15 protein-coding genes are annotated in these 22,405 nt (G+C 40.0%); 9 read left to right on the top strand and 6 right to left on the bottom strand.

Annotated elements, in window-relative coordinates; translation table 11 throughout:
* Window positions 1–149 precede the first annotated feature (149 nt).
* A complete protein-coding gene (gene mutS, locus ACWIT3_RS02405) occupies window positions 150–2,732 on the bottom strand; it encodes a DNA mismatch repair protein MutS (RefSeq protein WP_457161226.1) in 2,583 nt (860 codons plus the stop codon).
* Window positions 2,733–2,965: 233 nt separating this feature from the next.
* On the opposite strand from mutS, the gene recA reads away from it, so the two are divergent.
* Together recA and recX are read left to right on the top strand one after the other, a co-directional pair.
* Window positions 2,966–4,024, top strand: coding sequence for a recombinase RecA (gene recA, locus ACWIT3_RS02410; protein WP_457161227.1), 1,059 nt, complete (start codon window positions 2,966–2,968; stop codon window positions 4,022–4,024).
* A gap of 100 nt (window positions 4,025–4,124) precedes the next feature.
* Window positions 4,125–4,580, top strand: coding sequence for a recombination regulator RecX (recX, locus tag ACWIT3_RS02415; RefSeq protein WP_457161228.1), 456 nt, complete (start codon window positions 4,125–4,127; stop codon window positions 4,578–4,580).
* A gap of 57 nt (window positions 4,581–4,637) precedes the next feature.
* On the opposite strand, the gene ACWIT3_RS02420 is transcribed toward recX, so the two are convergent.
* The 4 genes from ACWIT3_RS02420 to hemC form a co-directional block, all read right to left on the bottom strand.
* Window positions 4,638–5,912, bottom strand: a complete 1,275-nt coding sequence (locus tag ACWIT3_RS02420; protein ID WP_457161229.1) for a heme biosynthesis HemY N-terminal domain-containing protein — start codon at window positions 5,910–5,912, stop codon at window positions 4,638–4,640.
* A gap of 12 nt (window positions 5,913–5,924) precedes the next feature.
* The gene (locus tag ACWIT3_RS02425; RefSeq protein WP_457161391.1) at window positions 5,925–7,235 is read right to left on the bottom strand and encodes a uroporphyrinogen-III C-methyltransferase; all 1,311 of its coding nucleotides are present in this window, start codon (window positions 7,233–7,235) and stop codon (window positions 5,925–5,927) included.
* Between the two features lie 130 nt (window positions 7,236–7,365).
* Window positions 7,366–8,109 (bottom strand): uroporphyrinogen-III synthase, encoded by a 744-nt coding sequence (locus ACWIT3_RS02430; protein ID WP_457161230.1) that lies wholly within the window; start codon window positions 8,107–8,109, stop codon window positions 7,366–7,368.
* A gap of 17 nt (window positions 8,110–8,126) precedes the next feature.
* Window positions 8,127–9,056: a hydroxymethylbilane synthase gene (gene hemC / locus ACWIT3_RS02435; RefSeq protein WP_457161392.1), complete on the bottom strand. Its 930-nt coding sequence runs from the start codon at window positions 9,054–9,056 to the stop codon at window positions 8,127–8,129.
* A 152-nt stretch (window positions 9,057–9,208) separates the two neighbouring features.
* Between hemC and ACWIT3_RS02440 the strand changes: the two genes are divergently transcribed.
* The 6 genes from ACWIT3_RS02440 (at window position 9,209) to ACWIT3_RS02465 (ending at window position 20,899) form a co-directional block, all read left to right on the top strand.
* The gene (locus tag ACWIT3_RS02440; protein WP_457161231.1) at window positions 9,209–11,728 is read left to right on the top strand and encodes a class I adenylate cyclase; all 2,520 of its coding nucleotides are present in this window, start codon (window positions 9,209–9,211) and stop codon (window positions 11,726–11,728) included.
* A 17-nt stretch (window positions 11,729–11,745) separates the two neighbouring features.
* The gene (locus ACWIT3_RS02445) at window positions 11,746–12,375 is read left to right on the top strand and encodes a response regulator (RefSeq protein WP_457161232.1); all 630 of its coding nucleotides are present in this window, start codon (window positions 11,746–11,748) and stop codon (window positions 12,373–12,375) included.
* A gap of 148 nt (window positions 12,376–12,523) precedes the next feature.
* Window positions 12,524–14,281 (top strand): autotransporter assembly complex protein TamA, encoded by a 1,758-nt coding sequence (gene tamA, locus ACWIT3_RS02450; RefSeq protein ID WP_457161233.1) that lies wholly within the window; start codon window positions 12,524–12,526, stop codon window positions 14,279–14,281.
* Between the two features lie 48 nt (window positions 14,282–14,329).
* Complete coding sequence (tamB, locus tag ACWIT3_RS02455; protein ID WP_457161234.1) at window positions 14,330–18,229, top strand: autotransporter assembly complex protein TamB; 3,900 nt, start codon at window positions 14,330–14,332, stop codon at window positions 18,227–18,229.
* Window positions 18,230–18,237: 8 nt separating this feature from the next.
* Window positions 18,238–19,791: an exopolyphosphatase gene (gene ppx / locus ACWIT3_RS02460; protein WP_457161235.1), complete on the top strand. Its 1,554-nt coding sequence runs from the start codon at window positions 18,238–18,240 to the stop codon at window positions 19,789–19,791.
* A gap of 256 nt (window positions 19,792–20,047) precedes the next feature.
* Window positions 20,048–20,899, top strand: a complete 852-nt coding sequence (locus tag ACWIT3_RS02465) for a hypothetical protein (RefSeq protein WP_457161236.1) — start codon at window positions 20,048–20,050, stop codon at window positions 20,897–20,899.
* A gap of 45 nt (window positions 20,900–20,944) precedes the next feature.
* Here ACWIT3_RS02465 and ACWIT3_RS02470 read toward each other — a convergent pair whose 3' ends face one another.
* A complete protein-coding gene (locus ACWIT3_RS02470; RefSeq protein WP_457161237.1) occupies window positions 20,945–21,379 on the bottom strand; it encodes a GNAT family N-acetyltransferase in 435 nt (144 codons plus the stop codon).
* Window positions 21,380–21,557: 178 nt separating this feature from the next.
* Between ACWIT3_RS02470 and tpiA the strand changes: the two genes are divergently transcribed.
* Window positions 21,558–22,340 carry a triose-phosphate isomerase gene (gene tpiA, locus ACWIT3_RS02475; protein WP_457161238.1) on the top strand — a complete coding sequence of 261 codons (783 nt, stop codon included), beginning with the start codon at window positions 21,558–21,560 and terminating at the stop codon, window positions 22,338–22,340.
* Window positions 22,341–22,405 lie beyond the last annotated feature (65 nt).

A 22,405-nucleotide genomic window follows, 5' to 3' on the forward strand; every position in this document is an offset into this window, starting at 1 on the left:
AGATGATATAATATTTATTGCAACTATAATAAATAACATATAAAAGAACCGCCTAAACGGCGGTGAACATTCAAAGAAAATATGTGATTAACAACTTTCTAAGCCACTTTTTCAGCGGTCCAATAAGTCTATCGCAATTTCAAATAAACTCAAACTAACTTCTTCAACTGATACAAATACGCCAGTGCTTGTTTCGGACTCAATTCATCAGGATCCAATTTTTCTAACATTTCCCAAATAGCCTGTTTGCCATCATCTTCTTCCATCAGTGCTAATTCACCTTGCGTTTGATTAAGCTGGCGTAAATCTTGAATACGTTGGTCGGCATTTTGCAGTGATAGCTTTTCTAATTGTGCTAATTTCAGTTTTGCCAGCTTAATGACCGATTGGGGTACACCTGCCAAAGCGGCTACGGCTAAACCGTAACTCTTACTTGCTGCCCCTTCTTGTACCGAATGCATAAACGCGATAGTGTCATGATGTTCTAACGCATCCAAATGCACATTTGCAGTACCCGCCAGTTGCTCTGGTAAGACCGTCAATTCAAAATAATGGGTGGCGAATAAAGTTAATGAACGTAATTTTTTCGCTAACCATTCCGCACATGCCCAAGCTAAAGATAAGCCGTCATAAGTAGAGGTCCCGCGCCCAATTTCATCAATTAATACCAAACTATTGGCTGTCGCTTGATGCAAAATATTCGCCATTTCGGTCATTTCCACCATAAAGGTTGAGCGACCTGAAGCCAGGTCATCCGATGCACCGATCCGAGTAAAAATACGATCGATTGGACCAATCACCGCACTTTCTGCTGGGACAAAACTCCCCATATACGCCATCAATGTGATCAAGGCAGTTTGGCGCATATAAGTACTTTTTCCCCCCATATTTGGTCCCGTAATAATCAACAGATGACGCTGTGAATTTAGTTGGACGGGATTCGCAATAAACGGCTCTTTTAATACTTGTTCTACGACAGGGTGACGTCCATGCTGAATATTGATACCAATTTCATCACTAAAATGTGGCGCAACATAGTTAAGGGTTTCTGCACGTTCCGCTAAATTGGTTAATACATCCAATTCTGCTAAGGTTAAACTAGAAAGCTGTAATGCGGCTAAGTGCGGTAGTAGTTGATCAAAAAGCTCCTCGTAAAGCTGTTTTTCTAAAGCCAGTGAGGCGCCTTTCGCTTTCAGCACTTTATCTTCATAAGTTTTCAGCTCAGGAATAATATAACGTTCCGCATTTTTTAGCGTTTGACGACGAACATAATGTATTGGTGCTTTATGGGCTTGCCCTTGACTGATTTGAATATAATAACCATGCACCGCATTAAAGCCGATTTTGAGCGTATCAATCCCCGTACTTTCACGTTCTCGACGCTCTAAATCGTCTAAATAACGTGTCGCCCCATCAGACAAACTACGCCACTCATCCAGCTCAGCATGGTACCCTGCTGCAATTACGCCCCCATCACGAATTAGCATTGGAGGATTATCAATCAATGCACGTTGTAATAAGTCGAGTTGCGCTGAAAACTCGCCAAGTGGCTGTAAAAGTGCGGTTAAATTCGGCGAAGTCTGATTTTCTAGAACTTGGCGAATTGCAGGAAGCTGAGCTAATGCGGTACGTAAACGGGTTAAATCACGTGGGCGTGCAGAACGCAAAGCAACGCGCGCTAAAATCCGCTCCATATCACCAATTTGGTGCAAATAGGGTTGCAATTCTGCCACTAAATCCTGTTCTAATAACGCACGAATAATAAGTTGACGTTGCTGCAATTTTTGACGATCGCGAATGGGCTGATGAATCCAGCGTTTTAACAAACGACTGCCCATTGCCGTCACACATTTATCCAATACGGAAGCAAGCGTATTTTCCGTCCCGCCTGCTAAATTTTGAGTTAATTCCAAATTGCGACGTGTCGCCGCATCCAATTGAATATTTTCAGAATGTCGTAGTAAGGTAATGCTTTGAATATGAGGCAATGCGGTACGTTGTGTGTCTTTTGCATATTGTAACAAGCAACCTGCGGCACACAAACCCAATATAGCATTTTCGACCCCAAAACCTCGTAAATCTTTAGTATTAAATTGGCGATTCAATAATTGTACTGCGGTGCTGAGTTCAAATTCCCAAATAGGACGACGACGCAATCCTTTGAAATGCTCAATTGCGGAAAATGCTGCCAATTCTTCACAATACAACAGCTCAACAGGTGCAATACGCTGCAATTCAGCTTGCAAACTTTCGCAATCTTCTGGTTCACTGATTTGAAAACGCCCAGAAGTCATGTCTAACATCGCTAAACCAAAACGAGATTTTTCTTGATAAAGCGCGGCAATTAAGTTGTCTTGGCGTTCTGGTAATAAGCTCTCATCACTAACAGTACCAGGAGTCACAATACGTACCACTTGGCGTTCAACGGGCCCCTTTGACGTTGCAGGATCGCCCACCTGTTCACAAATTGCCACAGATTCACCAAGTTGCACTAACTTGGCTAAATAGCCTTCAACCGCATGGTAAGGCACCCCCGCCATTGGAATAGGTTGCCCCGCAGACTGCCCCCTTTTCGTCAAGGAAATATCAAGTAACGCAGCGGCTTTCTTTGCATCATCATAAAAAAGCTCGTAAAAATCCCCCATGCGATAAAAGAGCAAAATATCAGGATTTTCTGCTTTTAGTGCTAAATATTGGCGCATCATGGGCGTGTGCAAGTCTAAATTATCCATTGCCGTTCTCTATAAATCTGTAACAAAAGTGTGGTCTATTTTCGCATAAAATTACTGGACACCCTATAGCTTTATACAAAGATAAAATGTGAGTGAATTAATTTTCACACAATAAAAAATTCCTCTTTCTCTATAAATTTCACAAATTCGACAAAAAGCACTTGATACTGTTTATTCATACAGGTAATATACAGGGAAAATTCTGAAAGTTTATTCTTATTGAGGATTCAACCATGGCAACAAAAGAAGAAAAAAACAAAGCACTGGCAGCCGCATTAGGTCAAATTGAAAAACAATTTGGTAAAGGCTCAATCATGAAATTGGGTGATACACAAGCTTTAGATGTTGAAGCAGTATCAACTGGCTCGCTCAGTTTAGACGTTGCATTAGGCATTGGCGGGTTACCGATGGGGCGTATTGTTGAAATTTTTGGACCAGAATCTTCAGGAAAAACAACACTAACGTTATCCGTTATCGCCCAAGCGCAAAAAGAAGGAAAAACTTGTGCATTTATTGATGCTGAACATGCGCTTGACCCGATTTACGCTGCAAAATTAGGCGTAGATGTCAATGAACTGTTGGTCTCACAACCCGACAACGGTGAACAGGCATTAGAAATCTGTGATGCACTCGTGCGTTCAGGTGCGGTTGATGTCATTATTGTGGACTCAGTCGCCGCATTAACCCCTAAAGCAGAAATCGAAGGCGAGATGGGTGACTCACATATGGGCTTACAAGCACGACTCATGTCACAAGCCTTACGTAAACTCACTGGACAAATTAAAAATTCAAACTGTTTAGTCGTCTTCATCAACCAAATTCGTATGAAGATAGGGGTAATGTTTGGTAACCCAGAAACCACAACTGGTGGTAACGCATTAAAATTCTATGCCTCAGTTCGTTTGGATATTCGTCGTACAGGTTCAATCAAAGAAGGCGAAGAAGTCATTGGTAACGAAACACGTGTTAAAGTCGTGAAAAATAAGGTTGCAGCGCCATTCCGCCAAGTCGACTTCCAAATTCTGTATGGTCAAGGTATCTCAAAAACGGGCGAGCTCATTGAGTTAGGCGTGAAACATAAATTAGTAGATAAATCTGGTGCTTGGTATGCTTACAATGGCGAAAAAATCGGTCAAGGTAAAGCAAATGCAATGAAATGGTTAGAAGAGCATCCAGAAGAAGCCCTAGCCTTAGAAACAAAATTACGCAATGAGTTATTAGCGAATCCAGAAAAAGTCCTTGCGGCAGATATTGCAGAACAAAATAATGACGCTTTAGATTCAGACTATTAAAATCAAGCTGAATTAAATAGACGACTCAAGTGCGGTGAAGAGATTACAAAAACTAACCGCACTTTTTCATTGCTATTATCTATCATGATAAGGAAAGAACATGTCATCTTCTGCACTTAGCTATGTCATGAGCTTACTAGCTCGCCGTGAATACAGTGAGTTTGAACTCCGCTGTAAAATGCAGGAAAAACATATCTCCGAACAACAAATTGATGATGTTCTCAGTTATTGCCAGCAAAGAAATTGGCAGAGTGATAAACGCTTTGCTGAAAATTACTTAATCTTTCGTTCTCAACGTGGTTATGGATTAAATCGGATTAAACAAGAGTTACAGCAGTTAAAAGGAATTCAATCTGAAGTAATTCAAGCGGCGTTACAGGAAGTGGAAATAGACTGGCATACGCTTGCTTTAGCAACGCTAACCAAAAAATTCCCACAGTTTGCGGAAATCAAAGAAGCAAAAATGAAACAGAAAGTTTGGCGTTATATGTTGTCACATGGATTTAGTCCCGATGAATTTGCTGATCATATTGGGCATACCCTCGAGGATGAATAAATACGCATAAACAAAAATACCCTGCTCAATGCAGGGTATTTTAAATGTTGTTTTTTGTTATTTATTTTCTAAAAAAACAGTAGCTGGCTGTTCTAGTTTCTCTGTTTCAGGTTTTAAACTGGAAACCGCCATCGTATCTTTTAGACTTTCTTCACGAACCTGCTGTGCTAAACCGAATTCACCGACTTGTTCAAACACATAAGTAGCAATATTGACATCAGTCACTTCCAGCTGTGATTTATTCGCAATCACTTTCTTAAATGCCTCACTTGCATTGGTAAAATCATTATTACGCACGTATAAATAACCTAATGCACGATTAATACAACATTGTGTGTGTTCCGTTGCTTTACTTGCTCGTTTCTCCATCAGCTTAATCAACTTGCTGTTATCTTCTGGTTGTAAACGTGCAATCTGAGCACAAATGAGTTGATTTTCTGGACGCTGTTCATCAACTTTCTTCAGCACTTCAAGCGTGAGTTCATAAGCCGTCTCATGATCATTACAATCAATTAAACGTTGAATTAAACCAATTTTCACCCCTAAATCATGGCGACGTTTACGTGGTTGATCATTCCACCACGCCAATAAACCATCGACGCCTTCTTCATTCATTTTCTCATCAAGCAAGCCCGCTTCCACTTGGCGCTGCAATGCCATAAATTCTTCTGCAGAATACAATCCCGAGTTTTCAACTTGATCTAAGATGTTATCTAATGCGCCATAAGCTTTTGATTTCAGGTAAATTTCAACGGCCAGTTTTAACACTTCTTTATTACGATTAGTCATCACTAACAAACTGTCTACCGAACTACGTGCAGCAGGTAATTTACCTTGTTGTAATAAAATGCGAGTACGTGCCAGTTCTACAATTAAACTGTCTGTTCCCGCAATCTCAGTGGCTTCAATCAAATAACGATTTGCCGTAAATTCATCACCATGTTGTTGGGCAGCTTCAGCTGCTTTAATAAAGTTTAATACGGGTTCATCAGAGTGTTTTGCATTTTTACCAATTAATTTCTCTGCTTTAGAATAATCCCCCTCATTCATCCGCATCAAACCTTCAATCGTTTGTTTTTGTGCTTTTGCACGTTTACGGCGTGAAAACCAGTGATACGTATCGCTACTCAAACGGCAGAAACGCGTAATCACTAATTCAATACCGTAAATAATCGCCATGGCAATCACAAAGAACACGACCAACATGGTAATTGACATTTCAATGTTATAGTGGCCCGTTTCAATTAAGACATAACCTTGCTTACCCGACAAATAAGGGCCTGCAATCAATCCCGCCAATAACACCAGCATTAAAAATAGTACTCTAAACATAATCTATTTCCCCTACTGTTGTTCACGAGTGGACGTCTCACCAGATTGATTTTCTGGTTGTGGTGCGGTCAAGGCTTTATCTGCTGAAATTTCTATTTTTTGCACACCTTGAGATTGCTTATTCAATAATTGATCTAACACATTCAAACTCGATAATTGTGTTGGAACATCAACATAAATAGATTGTTCTGCGAGTTCATCCAAGGTTTTCAAGAAATTCTGCGCCACTTCTGCTTGCGTATCAAAATAACTTCTAATCCATGAGGCTACTGCTTCTAAAGACTGCTTATATAATTCATCTTGTTGACGTGGCACCGCTAAAATTGCGATTTGTAAACGTAAACGGATATTTTCACGTAAATAAATGTCTTGATTTGGTGCCAATAATGCTTTGTCGTCGGTATTACGTGGTGTAATACGAATAAAGTGATTCAAGAAAGAAGTCGCACTTTTCTCGGCATTTTCTTTCCAATCTTCAAGTGAATCTGTCAGTTTCTGATTGGTGGTATTGCTCTCACCAAAATTCACATCTAACACAGTTAATTCATCTAAATTATTCGCTAACTGAGATAAACGCTGCATGATCGCATTTTGGTCCACGTTATTGACTGCAAGCAATTGTTTTAAATCATTATTAATCGCTGCTCGTACACTCACTACGCGAGGATCAGAAACTTTTTCTAACGCTTCATCTGCCACTTTAAGTAAAGAAATACTGGTGTCCACATCATTATCCAAGACTAACTTGCGCAGTGCATTGTTTAACAAAAAGTCCGCCTCAGATAATAGCCAATCATTTGGTTGTTGGGTTTTAGCGGCTGCGCTAAGACGATTAATTTGATTTTGCAATGTCGAAATCGCATGTTCTTTAACCGTAACATCTTGTTGCAATAACACCAGTTTTTCCGCTATTGCTTTATCTGCTTCAATAAGTTGTCCAATTTGCTGACGCTCTTGGTCAAAAGAGGGAATATCACTCGCTGACACAACAGACTGTTGAGCCATCTTGCTTTCAAGTGCGGTCAATTTTTGTTGAATTTGATCGACCTGTTGTAAACCAAAATAATAACCCGCACCGCCTACGCCTAACGCGACTAATAATGCCAATAAAGCGATACCTGTCCCTCCCCCTTTTTTCACAACGACAGTTTCTGTTGGAGTAACGGGTTCTTTTTGCTTAGGCGGCTCTGAGCTAGCCTGCTCGGACGCTTTCTTTGGTTCATTTTTTTCACCAATAGCAATGGCTGAACTCATTTCAGCATGTGATGATGCCGTCGTATTATTGATCCCAAGCGCTGTATTTTCCGTTTTTTTCGCATTCATCTTTGCATCATTTTTTTTCTGTTCTGACGTACCTTTTTCATGTTTTGGTACATCATTCGTGTCAGAAGAGGTTATTTTATTTTCAGCCATAATACTTATTTCCCTTATGATAATTAGAATCCCAAGCCAATCAGCTTAAACATAATGTTTGTAATAAATGCTGATTATCTGCACGCGGTGAAACAACAATATCGCTCCAACCTAATTTTTTTGCTAAATTGGCAAGGCGCTGACTTACTGTGACCAGTTGACAACTTTTTAGCCAATTATGTTCGCTTTCTGGTACAAAATCCACCAAATACTGCAAAATTTCTGCGCTAGTTACAACGATAGTTTGAATCCCTGCGCGTTTACAAATACTAATTTGTTCAACATTATTATACGTGATTGGTACTCGCTGATAGCACTCTACTGTATCAATCTTCGCGCCGCGTAATTGTGCTTGTTCTGAAAAATACTCACGCCCCGAATTACCACGTAAAATCAAAATTTGCTTGTCAGTTAAATCCTGCATCATGGTCAATTCTAACAGCCCCTCACTGCTTTCTTGCTGCGAAGGATAAAAAACGGCTTGTTCAATTTCGCTGGCGAAATACTCTGCAGTCCGCTGTCCCACAGCAAGATAAGTTAATTCTGGACGCCAAGAAAATCCCGTATTTTTAAATGTTTGCACAGCATAATCAACGGCATGTTTTGAGACAGCAAAAACATAATCACCCGCTTTTAACTGCAAAAATTTATTTGGCAATGCATTCAGCTCTCGACCCGTTTCGATCGTAAAAAGTGGCAAGTGAATCGCAAATACCCCTGCCTGTATTAACATATCAACTAATTGTGCGCCACGTACATCGGGGCGAGTCACTAATACAGCCATATTTATTCTTCCTTTCCTTATTCTGAATAAAGTTTCTGCAAGATTGTATCGGCACCCTGTTGTAAAAGCTGTTCTGCAATTTGAATCCCTAATACTTCGGCCTGATTGACCGCACTTTTACCTTCCGCACGAATGATTGTTGAACCATCTGGCTCACCAACTAACGCTCGTAAATACAGTTGCCCTTGTTCCACTACGGCATACCCAGCAATCGGCACCTGACACCCTCCCTGTAAATGTGTATTCATCGCGCGCTCTGCACGCACACAATAGGTAGTTTTTTCATCAGCTAGCGGTGCGAGTAGAGACATGACGATGTCATCATCCGTGCGACATTCAATGCCTATCGCCCCTTGACCTGCTGCGGGTAAAAATTGTTCGATTTCGATAAATGATGTGATTCGCTCTGCCAACCCTAAACGAATTAATCCTGCTGAAGCCAGAATAATAGCATCATATTCACCTTTATCTAGCTTACTTAAACGGGTCCCTACATTACCACGTAATGAACGGATTTGCAGATCAGGACGTAATTGTTTTAACTGACATTGACGGCGTAGACTTGATGTACCCACTACTGCGCCTTGTGGAAGATCCATTAATGTGCGGTAAGAATTTGAAACCAATGCATCCCTTGGATCTTCACGTTGGCAAATCACCCCGAGACCTAATCCCTCTGGAAATTGCATAGGTACATCTTTCATAGAATGGACTGCGATGTCGGCATTACCATTGAGCAATGCACTTTCAAGTTCTTTGACAAAAAGCCCTTTACCACCAATTTTAGCTAAGGGAGTATCTAAAATCACATCGCCTTTTGTGACCATTGGAACAAGCTCAACCTGCAAATTCGCATGAAGTTGCTGTAAACGTGCTTTTACATAATTCGCTTGCCACAATGCAAGTGGGCTCTGGCGAGTAGCGATTTTCAACCTTTTATTCGTCATCATCACAACCATTTTTGGCATAATAATTTGCTCATATCCTATCACTGTTCGGCTTAAATGTCAGTTTCCATTTAAATTTTTTGCTTTAATTTAGACCAGATGTTAGAGTAGCCACGTCAAACACATCGCAGCATAAATAAGTGAGATATTATTTGAATTACGATCTTTTTAGCGCTAAGAAAAAAGTTGAATATTTAGATAATCTGCGCATTGAACGAGCATTATCAGGTTCCTCAAAAGAATTTAGCCATGTTTTTCAACTGATTACATTACTGTTACACGTGAACCATCCGAATGTGCCAGGCTACGTTGCTGACGCACCCGCTGGCATCGCTGACTTTGTGCTCTCTCCGTATCAAAAACATTATCTGACTCAAGCCGTCCCTAGCTTAAACCTCAATACGCCACTGACGCCCTTATTTTCATATCGCACCCGAAATCCGATTCTTGGTGTTTATGTTATGGGCAGTATTGCCTCTATTTCGCAAACTGCGGAATCTGATTTGGACACATGGGTATGTCACCGAGATGAATTAAGTAAGGCAGAAAAAGACGCTTTACAGAAAAAAGCCAGCTTAATTGAAGCCTGGGCAATGCAATTTGGTATTGAAGTCAACTTCTATTTAATGGATCAACAGCGTTTTCGTTGCTTCCGTTACGCTGAACCCTTAACAGCAGAAAACTGCGGCTCCGCACAATATATGCTGTTATTAGATGAGTTTTACCGTTCAGCTATTCGACTCGCTGGCAAACCATTACTCTGGCAACATTTACTTGTTGAACGAGAAGAACGCTATGAAAGTGAAGTTGAGCGTTTAGCCTTAACACAACAAATTGATTTGCAAGACTGGGTTGACTTTGGCGGATTAGGACAATTCTCTGCGAATGAATATTTTGGGGCAAGTTTGTGGCAACTTTACAAAGGTATTGATGCCCCTTATAAATCTGTGATTAAAATCCTATTACTTGAAACCTATTCTTCAGAATATCCAAACACTTATCTCATTGCACGTGAATTTAAAGAAGAACTATTAACAGGCAAACTTAATCCTTCACATAACTTCGATCCTTATCTCGCGATGCTACAACGCGTTACGCGTTATTTAATCTCTCATAATGAATTAAAACGTTTAGGGTTTGTGCGTCGTAGCGTGTATTTAAAAGCCACTGAAGGAATAAACTGGGCAAATCCACAAAACCAACAAAATTGGCGCCTACAGTCCTTACAAAAATTAGTGAAAGAATGGGAATGGTCTGATACATTGACTCAAGAACTGAACCAGCGCACCAATTGGAAAATTAAACAAGTCAAAAAAGCTCACAATAGCTTAATTAAATTCTTAATGTTAAGTTACCGTAATCTTGTCTCTTTTGCGCGCAAACATAAAGTAAATGCCAGTATTATGCCGCAGGATATCAGTGTGTTGACCCGCAAACTGTACACCGCGTTTGAAGAACTCCCAGGTAAAATTACGCTACTTAACCCACAAATCTCAATGAATCTATCAGAAAAAGATCTTCTGTTCATTGAAGTGAAAAACAATAAGCAGTTCAAAGATGGATGGTACGTTGTCAACCAAACGCCAGACATACATGGTTTTCTACAAAAACGTTATATTGAATACAGTACAAGCCTAAACAAGCTCGTCGCTTGGGCTTATTTTAATCGTATTTTAACTGTCAACACCGATTTACATATCATTAGCCAAACGGTTTCGCTCAACACATTGCGTAATTTTGTAGCCGATTTACGTTTGTCTTTCCCAACCACGCAAGTATCGTCCGCGACTAACGAAGAGTTAGCACACTCTTGTGCGATTCGAAGTTTCATTGTTGCTGTCAATTTGACCGTTGATCCAACTAAAAAAATTACGCAAAACAAACCGCACATTCAACCAAGTGATTTATTTAGTTTCGGTCCCAAAGAAGAAAGCTTAGTAGGAAGTATTGATATTACTTACCGTAATTTCTGGAATGAAATACGCACGTTACATTTCGAAGGGGCAAATGCCATCTTACTTGCCCTAAAAGTGCTTTCCAATAAAATTCATCGTGGTGCACCGTCTCCGAAATTTGTGCAAGTTTTTTGTTACAGCCAACGTTATCGCAAAACACTACGCAATATCGTCACTGCGTTGATTAACCGTTGTATTAGTATTCAAATTGGAACGAGCCTCCCACCACAAAATAATTTATTGCGTGTTGCAGGAAAAAACTGGCAATTTTTCTTTGAAGAACGAGGTATTAGCCTACAAGAAATCCAAAATAGTGCACTGGTGGAAACCAGTGACTTTAATCGCGCGCTTCAAACGGAAATAGAAGAAAAAGAAATCGCACTGATTGATCCCTCTCGTACTTACCCACCTGAAATTGATCATTTTGCGAGTGAAGGCTTTTTACAATTTTTCTTTGAGGATAATGCTGATCATTCCTATAACGTCTATATTTTAGATGAGGCCAATCGAATCGAAATCTATCGAAATTGTGATGGTCAAAAAGAACAGAAGATCTTAGAGATTAATCATATTTATCAGTCCTCTGGCTTGGACGAAAAGAATAATCCGTATAAAATCGTACAGCGTGATTTTAATTATCCGCAATTTTATCAGCTATTATTACAAGAGAATGGAGTAAAAATTGTACCATTCCACAGCAGGCTGGCGATGTCATAAACATCTTGGGGGAGACTATGTTAGAAAAAATAAAAGTATTGATCATCGACGATCATCCATTAATGCGTCGAGGGATTATACAACTGATGGAATTAGCAGAAGAGTTTGATGTTGTAGGTGATGCGGGGAATGGCAGCGAAGGGATCACATTAGCCTTACAAACACAGCCTGATCTCATTATCCTCGATCTCAATATGAAAGGATTATCAGGATTAGACACATTAAAAGCATTGCGTGCTGAAGGCATTGATGCACGTATTTTAATCTTAACTGTTTCAGATTTAAAAAGTGATATTTTCACATTAATCGATGCTGGTGCTGATGGTTACTTATTAAAAGACACCGAACCTGATGCGTTATTAAGTCAGATCAAGCGCATTGCACAAGGGGAAGTCATTTTAAGTGACTCCATTAAAGATGCACTGCTTGAACGCCAAACCACAACCGATCCGATGTATTCTTTGACCGAACGCGAAATGGATGTATTGCGTTTAATTGCAACAGGTTTATCTAATAAACAAATTGCAAACCAACTCTTTATTTCAGAGGAAACCGTGAAAGTTCATATTCGTAACTTATTACGTAAATTAAATGTCCACTCGCGTGTTGCCGCTACGGTACTTTATTTTGAACATAAAGGCTTATAACGGGTCTCTTGATAAAAAAGCCAGTTCATTTTGTAATTGGCTTTTTTTGCAAAAAATTTACTAAAATTTTCAAAAAACACATGCACTTTGCGTTGCTAAAAGCTTTGCTTAAAAGGTACACTAAAGTAATTTTTAATTTGAGGAATGTATGAAGTTATTTAGCAAAACAAAGGCACGGCTTATCACTCACTTAGTCACATTGAGTGCCTTGTTTCTCAGCCCCCCTTCTTTTGCACAACATGTTGACCTACAAATACAGGGCATCAAAAATACACAACTGAATGATAACGTCCGTATTTATGTCGCCATGATCGATGCTGAAGAAGCCGATGGTTCAGAACGTTATAAACAATTAGTACGAGAAGCCATTGATAAAGGCTTGCGCGCGTATGGCTACTACAACAGCCAAATCACCTTTCAACTGACGCCTCAACCTTCCGCCCAAAAAGACAGATTAGTTGCACATGTCAAAATCGGTGAGCCCGTCAAAATTGCTGAGACGGAGATCAAGATTGAAGGGGAAGCCAAAACAGATCCTGAATTTGCTAAGTTACGTCAAAATGTCCCGAAACCAGATACCGTGCTCAATCATGAAACCTATGATGATTACAAAAATAGTATCCAAAAATTAGCATTGAGTCGTGGTTACTTTGATGGAGATTTTATCGTATCTCGTCTTGAAGTGATGCCATCGACTTTACAGGCTTGGTGGCGTTTAGTGTATGACAGTGGAGAACGCTACCATTTTGGCGAAGTCACATTTGAAAATGCACAAATACGCGAAGATTATCTCCGTAATATGATCAATATTAAACAGGGCGACCCATACTTAATTAACGATCTCTCCACATTGACCAATAACTATACATCATCAAACTGGTTTAGTTCTGTATTGCTGCAACCCAATTTAGATGAAGACAATAAAGTGGTAAATATTGATGTCTTACTGCAACCACGTAAAAAAAATAGTATGGAAGTAGGGTTAGGTTGGGCATCCGATGTTGGACCGCGTTTACAGCTTGGTTGGACCAAACCATGGATCAATAACCGTGGGCACAGTTTCCGCACCAATCTGTATGTTTCAGCGCCTAAACAAACGCTAGAAGCCACGTACAAAATGCCCTTGTTGAAAAATCCATTAAATTATTATTATGAATTATCAACAGGGTTAGAAAACGAGAAGAAAAATGACACCGAGTCCTTTGCATCGACTTTCTCCGCCATTCGCTATTGGAATCACGCAATGGGCTGGCAACATTCACTGGGTTTACGTGTACGTTATGATTCATTTATTCAAGCCAATGTAAAAAACAAAAAAATGCTCGTTTACCCAACTTTCTCAGTACGCCGCACGCGTTTACAAGGTGGGCTTTTCCCAAGTTGGGGCGACAGTCAAAATTTAACCGTAGATTTAGGACGCAGTTGGTGGCTATCGGATGTCGACTTTTTCAAAATTCAAGGTTCTAGCCTTTGGGTACGAACTTACTCAGGCAACCACCGTGTTGTTACTCGTTTAGAGCTTGGCTGGCTACATACAAAAAATATCGAACTCATTCCCCCTTCATTGCGTTTCTTTGCGGGAGGGGACCGAAGCGTACGTGGCTATGGCTATAAAAAAATCGCCCCTAAAAATCAATATCATAAGTTAGTAGGGGGATCCCGATTATTAACGGGAAGTGTGGAATACCAATATCAAGTGTATCCAGATTGGTGGGTTGCGACTTTTGCGGATACAGGATTAGCCGCCAATCAATTTACCACAAAAGAATTACGTTACGGTGCAGGGATGGGGGTACGCTGGGCATCGCCTGTTGGGGCGATAAAATTCGATGTTGCCACACCGATACGAGATAAAGATAACAGTAAAAACATTCAATTTTATATTGGCCTAGGCGCAGAACTCTAACTGTATCCCACGCCAATATTATTCAGTAGATTTAAATGGATAAGCCGTATGACTGAACAGCAAGATGTCGAGAAAACACATAGCACCACACCAGATAAGCCCGTCAATGCAAAAAAAACACGTTGGCGTACGCTGTTATACACGGTGGCAGCGGTACTTTTCCTCGTCTTCGCCTTATTATTCTTTATCCTCGCCACAAATACGGGACAACGTTGGGCAATAAAACTGGTAGATAAGACCTTAGATAATCTATCTATTGAACAAGTTGAAGGCGGCTTACAAGAGGGACTCCTTCTCAAAAATGTACGATTTGAATCCGCGGGCGTTCAAACACACTTAGAACAAGCACGTTTACAAGCCGATCTCGGCTGTATATGGCACATCACTCTCTGCTTGAATGATTTGACACTGCAAAAACCGCATATCCAAATCAACACTGCAAACTTACCGCCAGCTAAAGACAAACCTGTGTCCAACACAAGTATGAAACGTATTCACTTGCCCGTATCACTCAACATTGAGCAAGTATTCGTTGATCAATTGCGTCTTGTGATTGATGACAATACGATTGATTTAGCCCATTTCCAAACAGCTGCGACCTTAAATAATGAAACGGGTTTAACGCTACATCCCACTTTCATTGATGGGTTACAGGTTAAAACACAATCAAAACCAGAAGAAAAACAAATTTATAGTCCTGCAAAACCAAGCATGCCTATTGACTGGACAAAAATTGAAGAGCGTTTAGCCTCACCACTATTGGAAAAATTAGAACGCGTGGATTTACCGTTTGACATTCATCTTAACCAGATTCAAGGCAAAGGTTGGCATTACCAGCATCGCAATGAGACACACACACAAGCAGTTGAAATCAGCCATATCAATGTGAAAGCTGATGCGATTGGACAGCAGGTTAATTTGCATCAAATAGCGATCAATAGCTCAGTGGCGGATATACAAAGTCACGGACAAATACAACTGAACGATGCGTTCCCAATCGACTTCACGTTAAATAGTCAAATTCATGAACAGCAGGATAATGAAGACATTCTCCTACCTGCGAGTGAAATCCAATTACGTATAACAGGAAACCTGAAAAAACAGACCACACTTTCGCTGCAAACAACAGGTGCTTTGCATGCGACCTTAACAGCGCAAGTTGGTTTAAATCAAGCAAAAACGCCTTTTGAATTAACTCTGGATGCCAAAGACTTCCGCTATCCTTTTAGTGAAGAAGAAGCCAAACCGTTTCAAATCCCACAATTACATTTCAACACACATGGGGATTTATTTCATTACCAGCTTCAGCTTGCGACTTCTGCTGAAGGAATGAACGTTCCTAAAACAACGTTGAATTTGCAAGCAAAAGGAGAATTACAATCCGTTGATATCGAACAATTGCATCTTGATACACTGCAAGGCAGTGCCGATATGCAAGGGAAAATTGGTTGGCGAGATGGCGTACAATGGTATAGTGATTTACAACTTAACCAACTAAATTTGAGCGAATATCTTGCAGGCTTACCAACAATCCTGTCAGGGAATGTGTTCTCAACAGGACTTATCACCGATGAAGTACTTCTCTTTGATATCCCTGAATTAAACTTAACTGGCACCTTATCAAATCGCCCACTCGCGATGAAAGGCATATTGAGTTTGGGTGCTGATGTTGGCTTACGCAACCCATCATTAAAAGCTCCCGTATTGTTACTCAGTTATGGTCGTAACAATCTTCATGCTGAAGGATTTATTGGTCAAGAATCTGAACTTAACTTAGCGATTAATGCACCTGATTTACGAGGTTTAGTGCCTAATTTAGCTGCGAGTCTGCAAGGCAATGTAAAACTGACAGGGAATATTAGTCAACCCGCTCTTGATGTAGATCTTACGGGTGAACGAATTCAATTTAACGACTTAAATTTGAATAACATCACGTTAAAAGGTCATACCGATCTAAGCAATCAAAGTCAGGGGGAGTTGACGTTACAACTGGATAAATTCAATTATGGCGACGTTAAGCTGGATCAGGCTATGTTACGCTTACAGGGAAATGAACCTGCGCACCAATTGACGCTCACCTCACAAGGCTCACCAATCGCCCCCAAATTGAATATTCAAGGGCATTTTGATCGTGCCACACAAATTTGGCAAGGCTCGCTAAATCAAATTGCCATTCAGTCACAAGTCGGCAATTGGCGTACAGATCAAAACATTGCACTGACCTATGACAACAACAAAATTCAAGCCGAAATCAGCGCACATTGTTGGCAAAATCCAAATATCGAACTCTGTTTCCCACAGGCTTTCCAAGCAGGAAAAACAGGGGCAATTCCATTTCATCTAAAAAAATTCAATTTAGCATTAATCAATCAGTTTGTTGAGCAAGAGTTACTGACAGGCCAATTACAAAGCCAAGGGGATGTGGCTTGGTTCACAGATAAACCTGTTGAACTCAATTTGCAGCTAAATGGTGAAAATTTACACTTAGCACATAAAATGGATTACCGCACCTTTAAGCTCGCCATACCAAAACTGAGTGTCACTGCAGCGCTTAAAAACAATGATTTGGCATTAAAATCCCAGTTATCTCTCCAAGATAAAGGCAATATCAATACTGATCTGAACATTAAAGATTTAATGAAAACTCGTCAGTTAGGTGGCACTCTCACGCTTCGACAACTTAATCTCAATTTAGTGAATCAATTGCTCTCGAATAATGAAAACGTGAATGGTGATATTGTGGCTGACTTAAAATTTGGAGGAACCTTAGCTGCACCATTACTCAATGGCGAATTCCATCTCAGTAATTTAAGCGCCAAAATGAAAGCGCTGCCTTTTGATATTAGTCAGGGTGAACTCACCCTCAATTTCAATGGTGCAGGTTCAACGCTACGCGGGTACTTACAAACCCCAGACAGCCGTTTGAATTTAGAAGGCGATGCCAGCTGGCAAAACTTAACGAACTGGAACTCACGCTTACATGCGCAAGCTGAACAATTTAAAGTCGATATTCCGTCTATGGCAAAATTGAAAATTAGCCCGAATATTGAAGTTAAAGCCAGTCCAAAACGTCTCGAATTGTCAGGGAATATTGATATCCCATGGGCAAGAATTGAAATTGAAAGTCTACCTGAAAGTGCGGTATCCGTCAGCCGTGATGAAGTGATTTTAGATGGTAAACCTCATCCTAAATTAAACGCAAATTTACCCGCGAAAACCAAATCAGGTATGGAAATTATTTCTGACTTGAAAATTAATATTGAAAGAGAAGTTTACCTCAATGCTTATGGGTTAAAAACACATCTCAGTGGTTTACTCAGTGTCAGACAAGAAAAAGGCAATCTTGGGTTATTTGGTCAAATTAATCTGCTCAATGGACGTTATGCCTCTTTCGGTCAAGATTTATTAATTCGTAAAGGCATGATCAGCTTCTCGGGTCAACCATCACAACCGATGCTGAACATTGAAGCTATCCGTAATCCAGAATCCATGGACACAGCGGGAATTGTGGCGGGTATTAAAGTATTAGGCTTGGCTGAAAGTCCTGAAATTAAAGTCTTCTCAGAACCAGCGATGTCACAAGATCAAGCCCTTTCTTATGTCCTCACAGGGCGCTCACTCGAAAACAGCGGAGAAGCTGGGTCAGGAGGCTCAATTGGTGCTGCCTTATTAGGACTCGGACTAGCGAAAAGTGGAAAAGTAGTAGGAGGACTGGGACAAGCCTTTGGTATCCAAGATCTCAATTTAGGCACACAAGGGGTCGGTGACAGCTCAAAAGTGGTGGTCAGCGGTAATATTACCCCTCGCTTACAAGTTAAATATGGGGTAGGGTTATTCGATGGACTTGCCGAATTTACAGTCCGATATCGTTTACTTCCGAAACTCTATTTACAATCTGTTTCAGGTGTCACCCAAGCTGTAGATGTGCTTTATCAATTTGAATTTTAAGGGAAAACATGAATAACGAAAATTTGATGGCAAAAGTGACCGCACTTTCAACACAACCACGAACAGGAGTAAGAGAAATTGCCGCCATCGATCTCGGGTCAAACAGTTTTCACATGATTGTTGCTCGTATTATGAATGGCTCAATCCAAATTCTGTCACGCTTAAAACAAAAAGTACAACTCGCGGAAGGCTTGGATGAAAATAATGTTCTCAGCCAAGCTGCCATTACTCGCGGAGTAAATTGTTTAGCCTTATTCGCAGAACGGTTACACGGGTTTGACCCAGAAAATGTGAATGTGGTGGGCACATATACTTTACGTCGTGCGGTGAACAATGATGAGTTTTTACGCCAAGCTAAAGCAGTTTTCCCTTATCCTATCAATATCATTACAGGGAAAACAGAAGCAAAAACCATTTATGCAGGCGTATCGCATACTCAACCTGAAATGGGGAAAAAGTTTGTGATCGATATTGGCGGTGGTTCAACAGAAATGATCATTGGTGAAAATTTTACGCCATTGCTTGCTGAAAGTCGCCACATGGGATGTGTCAGCTTTGCGAAACAATTTTTTCCTGATGGCATAATTAACAAACAGCATTTCGAACAAGCGCGCCATGCCGCGCTCATGAAAATTGAAGATTTAGCGTTTGAGTATCGCCATCTTGGCTGGGATGTCGTCCTCGGTTCTTCTGGTACGATCAAAACCGTACATCAAGTGATTATGTCAACTCTGGATCCTAATGGACTCATTACTCCTGAACGCCTTAATCAATTAATTGCACGCACGCTACAAAGCCATCACTTTGATGAATTAAAGCTCTCTGGGCTTATCGAAGAACGCGCCGATGTATTTGTTCCTGGCTTAGCGATTTTAAGTGCCGTATTTGAGACCTTTGGGATTCAACAAATGCGCTATTCTGACGGTGCATTACGTGAAGGTGTCATGTACAGCTTAGAAAAAAATTTCCAAGTCTCCAACATTCGTCAACGTACTGCTTGTGGTCTTGCTGAGCAATTTGCAATTGACCATGCGCAAGCGGAACGTGTTTATCAAAGCGTAAACCTACTTTGCAAGCAATACTCATACTGGCAAAAACCTGAACTCGCTGAAGAAATGTGTGACATTTTACGTTGGGCAGCACGCTTACATGAAGTCGGTATTGTGATTAATCACAAAGGGATGCAAAAACATTCTGCTTATATCCTGCAAAATATCGAATTACCAGGATTTGATAAAGAGCAGCAACGCTTATTAGCCACACTGGTACGTTATCAAATTAATTTATTCAAATTAGCTGATTTAAGCAAATTTACACGCTACCATGAACAAGATGTCTTGACACTGGTTCGCTTACTTCGCCTCGCCATGATATTAAATAAGTCACGTCAAGCGACTGAGAAAACAGATCACATCTTGCTCCAAATTGATGACTGTGCTTTGAGCCGTTGGCATATGACTTTTGCGGATAGTTATTTAGAACATACGCCGCTAGTACACAACGAACTTAAAGCAGAAAAACGCTTACTACATGACATTGGTTTAGCGCTCGATTTTGATTAAATACAGGAGTCCCTCTTTAATCTTAGAGGGACCTCATCATTCCTTCTATGATGACTACGAGTAACATCCTCTGGTTTTTCTCCACCCAATCATCACTTCCCATCACGTACAAATAAGCATCAATCCACTTTCTAACCGCTACTATTTAACCAAACACACGCGCTTTGCATATACAAGCTGAAAAAGAGAGGTAAAATACAGGTACATTATTTAAGGAAATAATGTGTTGTTTGATAAAGAAAAAGGACTTTAACACATGAAAAAATCGATTTTACACGTTAGCTTCATGATTGGGCTAACTACGTTATTTACTGCTTGTAGTCATCATAAATCATCTGCATACTCGCCTGAAAAAAATCCGGCTGAAGAACAAAGAGTTCCTATTGATAGTTCAACATATGACTCCAATTGGACTGGTCAACAGTGTAATTATATTTACTGCTATAAAAATAAAGAAAAACCAAATAAAATTGGTATATCTAAAAATAATATAACTAATAACTCTAAAGATAGCGCACTTACTGAAATATCTCTAACGACTGGAGAGAACACAAATAATAACGAACAAAAAGAATTTAAACTCAAGCTAATACAGGAAAATAATATTGGGCTAGCATATTATGGATATCGGATTTATGGATATGATAACAATACAAAAAATGATATCCAAATGATTTATGGTATAAATAATGATTACCTTAACAAAGATAAATTGAAAGATCTCAAAGCACAGTATAAAGGTAAAAATAGTTTTATTTATTCTAATTTCTCAGAGGGCGACAAAAAATATGATGCTCAATATGCTGACATCACTTTAAACTATAACAATGGACATATAACTGGCTCTGTAACTGAAAATCAAAACAATCACAAAACACTCTTTACTATCACTGAAAAAGGAGAAACAAAGTTTGTAATCACTCCAACACAGGATAATTCTCTTATTGAAAAGGGCGACGCAGGTATATTTGATATACAATTAATTAACTCTGCTAAAGACAACAAAGATAAAAAGTATATGATTGGCAGTGGAATAGCATATACATGGGGTGGTGTCTTCTTTGCAGAAAAACAAAATGAAACTCAAACCACCACAACCAAACCATAATCTTGACTCAGGGCAAACCACGTTTGCCCTCTAACTCGACGCTGATTATAAACTCAACTCAAAAATCCGTTTCTTTGGATTGATTTTAAAACCTTCGGCTTCTAAAATCGTTTGTTGCTGTTGTCCTTGTTCAACCACTAAACGTGTAGATTGGGTGTAGCGCACAAATTCTTTGGCTTTTGCCACAAGGGCCGCATAAACTTCTGCATAATTGGAATGGGGTAACACAAAAATATCCGTTAATTGCCAATAGCGCTGTAATTGCAGAGAAGAAAGACGGGGGTAAAGCTGAATAAAACCTAGGGCATGCTGCTTTTCATCGAGGGCAATAAAAAAAATGCTTTCACCAAAGCGGATACGATTCGTGAGAAAAGCCAATGTCCGATCAGGATTCTCTGCCATACCACAAGCAAGACGATATTGCTCGAAGAGGGGGTGCAGACTATCTAAGTTCCATTGTTCAGCTTTAAAAATTTTCATCTTGGTTCAAGTCGCATATTTTTTATCAAATTTATACAGTGGATTGTATCTTTTTAAAACAAAATAATCATCTTTTCTCAAAAAAATTTTTCAAATTTGCCCAAAATCAACAGAAGCGAATCAAAAATTTGATATAGTAATACGGTTATTTTTTATTAATTCAATACGGAGAAAAATTATGGCACGTCGTCCTTTAGTTATGGGTAACTGGAAATTAAACGGTAGCAAAGCATTCACTAAAGAATTAATCGAAGGTTTAAAAAAAGAATTAGATGGAGTTGAAGGTTGTGATGTGGCAATTGCACCACCTGTCATGTATTTAGCCGAAGCAGAAGCCGCACTTAAATGTGGTTGTCACTGTGGCAATAAAATTGCGTTGGGTGCACAAAACGTGGACGTAAACGTACAAGGCGCATTCACTGGTGATATTTCAACTGAAATGTTAAAAGATTTTGGTGCGAAATATATTATTATCGGTCACTCTGAGCGTCGTACTTACCACAAAGAAAGCGATGAATTTATTGCGAAAAAATTCGCTGCGTTAAAACAAGCAGGTTTAGTGCCAGTATTATGTATCGGTGAAAGCGAAGCAGAAAACGAAGCGGGCAAAACAGAAGAAGTGTGCGCACGTCAAATTGATGCTGTGTTAAACACATTAGGCGCTGAAGCATTTAACGGAGCAGTTATCGCATACGAGCCAATTTGGGCAATCGGTACAGGCAAATCAGCCACTCCAGCACAAGCACAAGCAGTTCACGCCTTTATCCGTAGCCACATTGCGAAGAAAGATCAAGCCGTTGCTGATCAAGTGATTATCCAATACGGTGGTTCTGTGAATGATGCAAATGCGGCTGAGTTATTCACTCAACCAGATATCGACGGTGCATTAGTTGGCGGCGCATCATTAAAAGCACCAGCATTTGCCGTGATCGTAAAAGCAGCAGCAAAAGCAAAAAACTAATTTAATCAATTAAAACAAAAAAGCAGATCATTTGATCTGCTTTTTTATTGCCTAAAGTGCGGTCT

The organism is Pasteurella sp. P03HT, assembly GCF_054052285.1.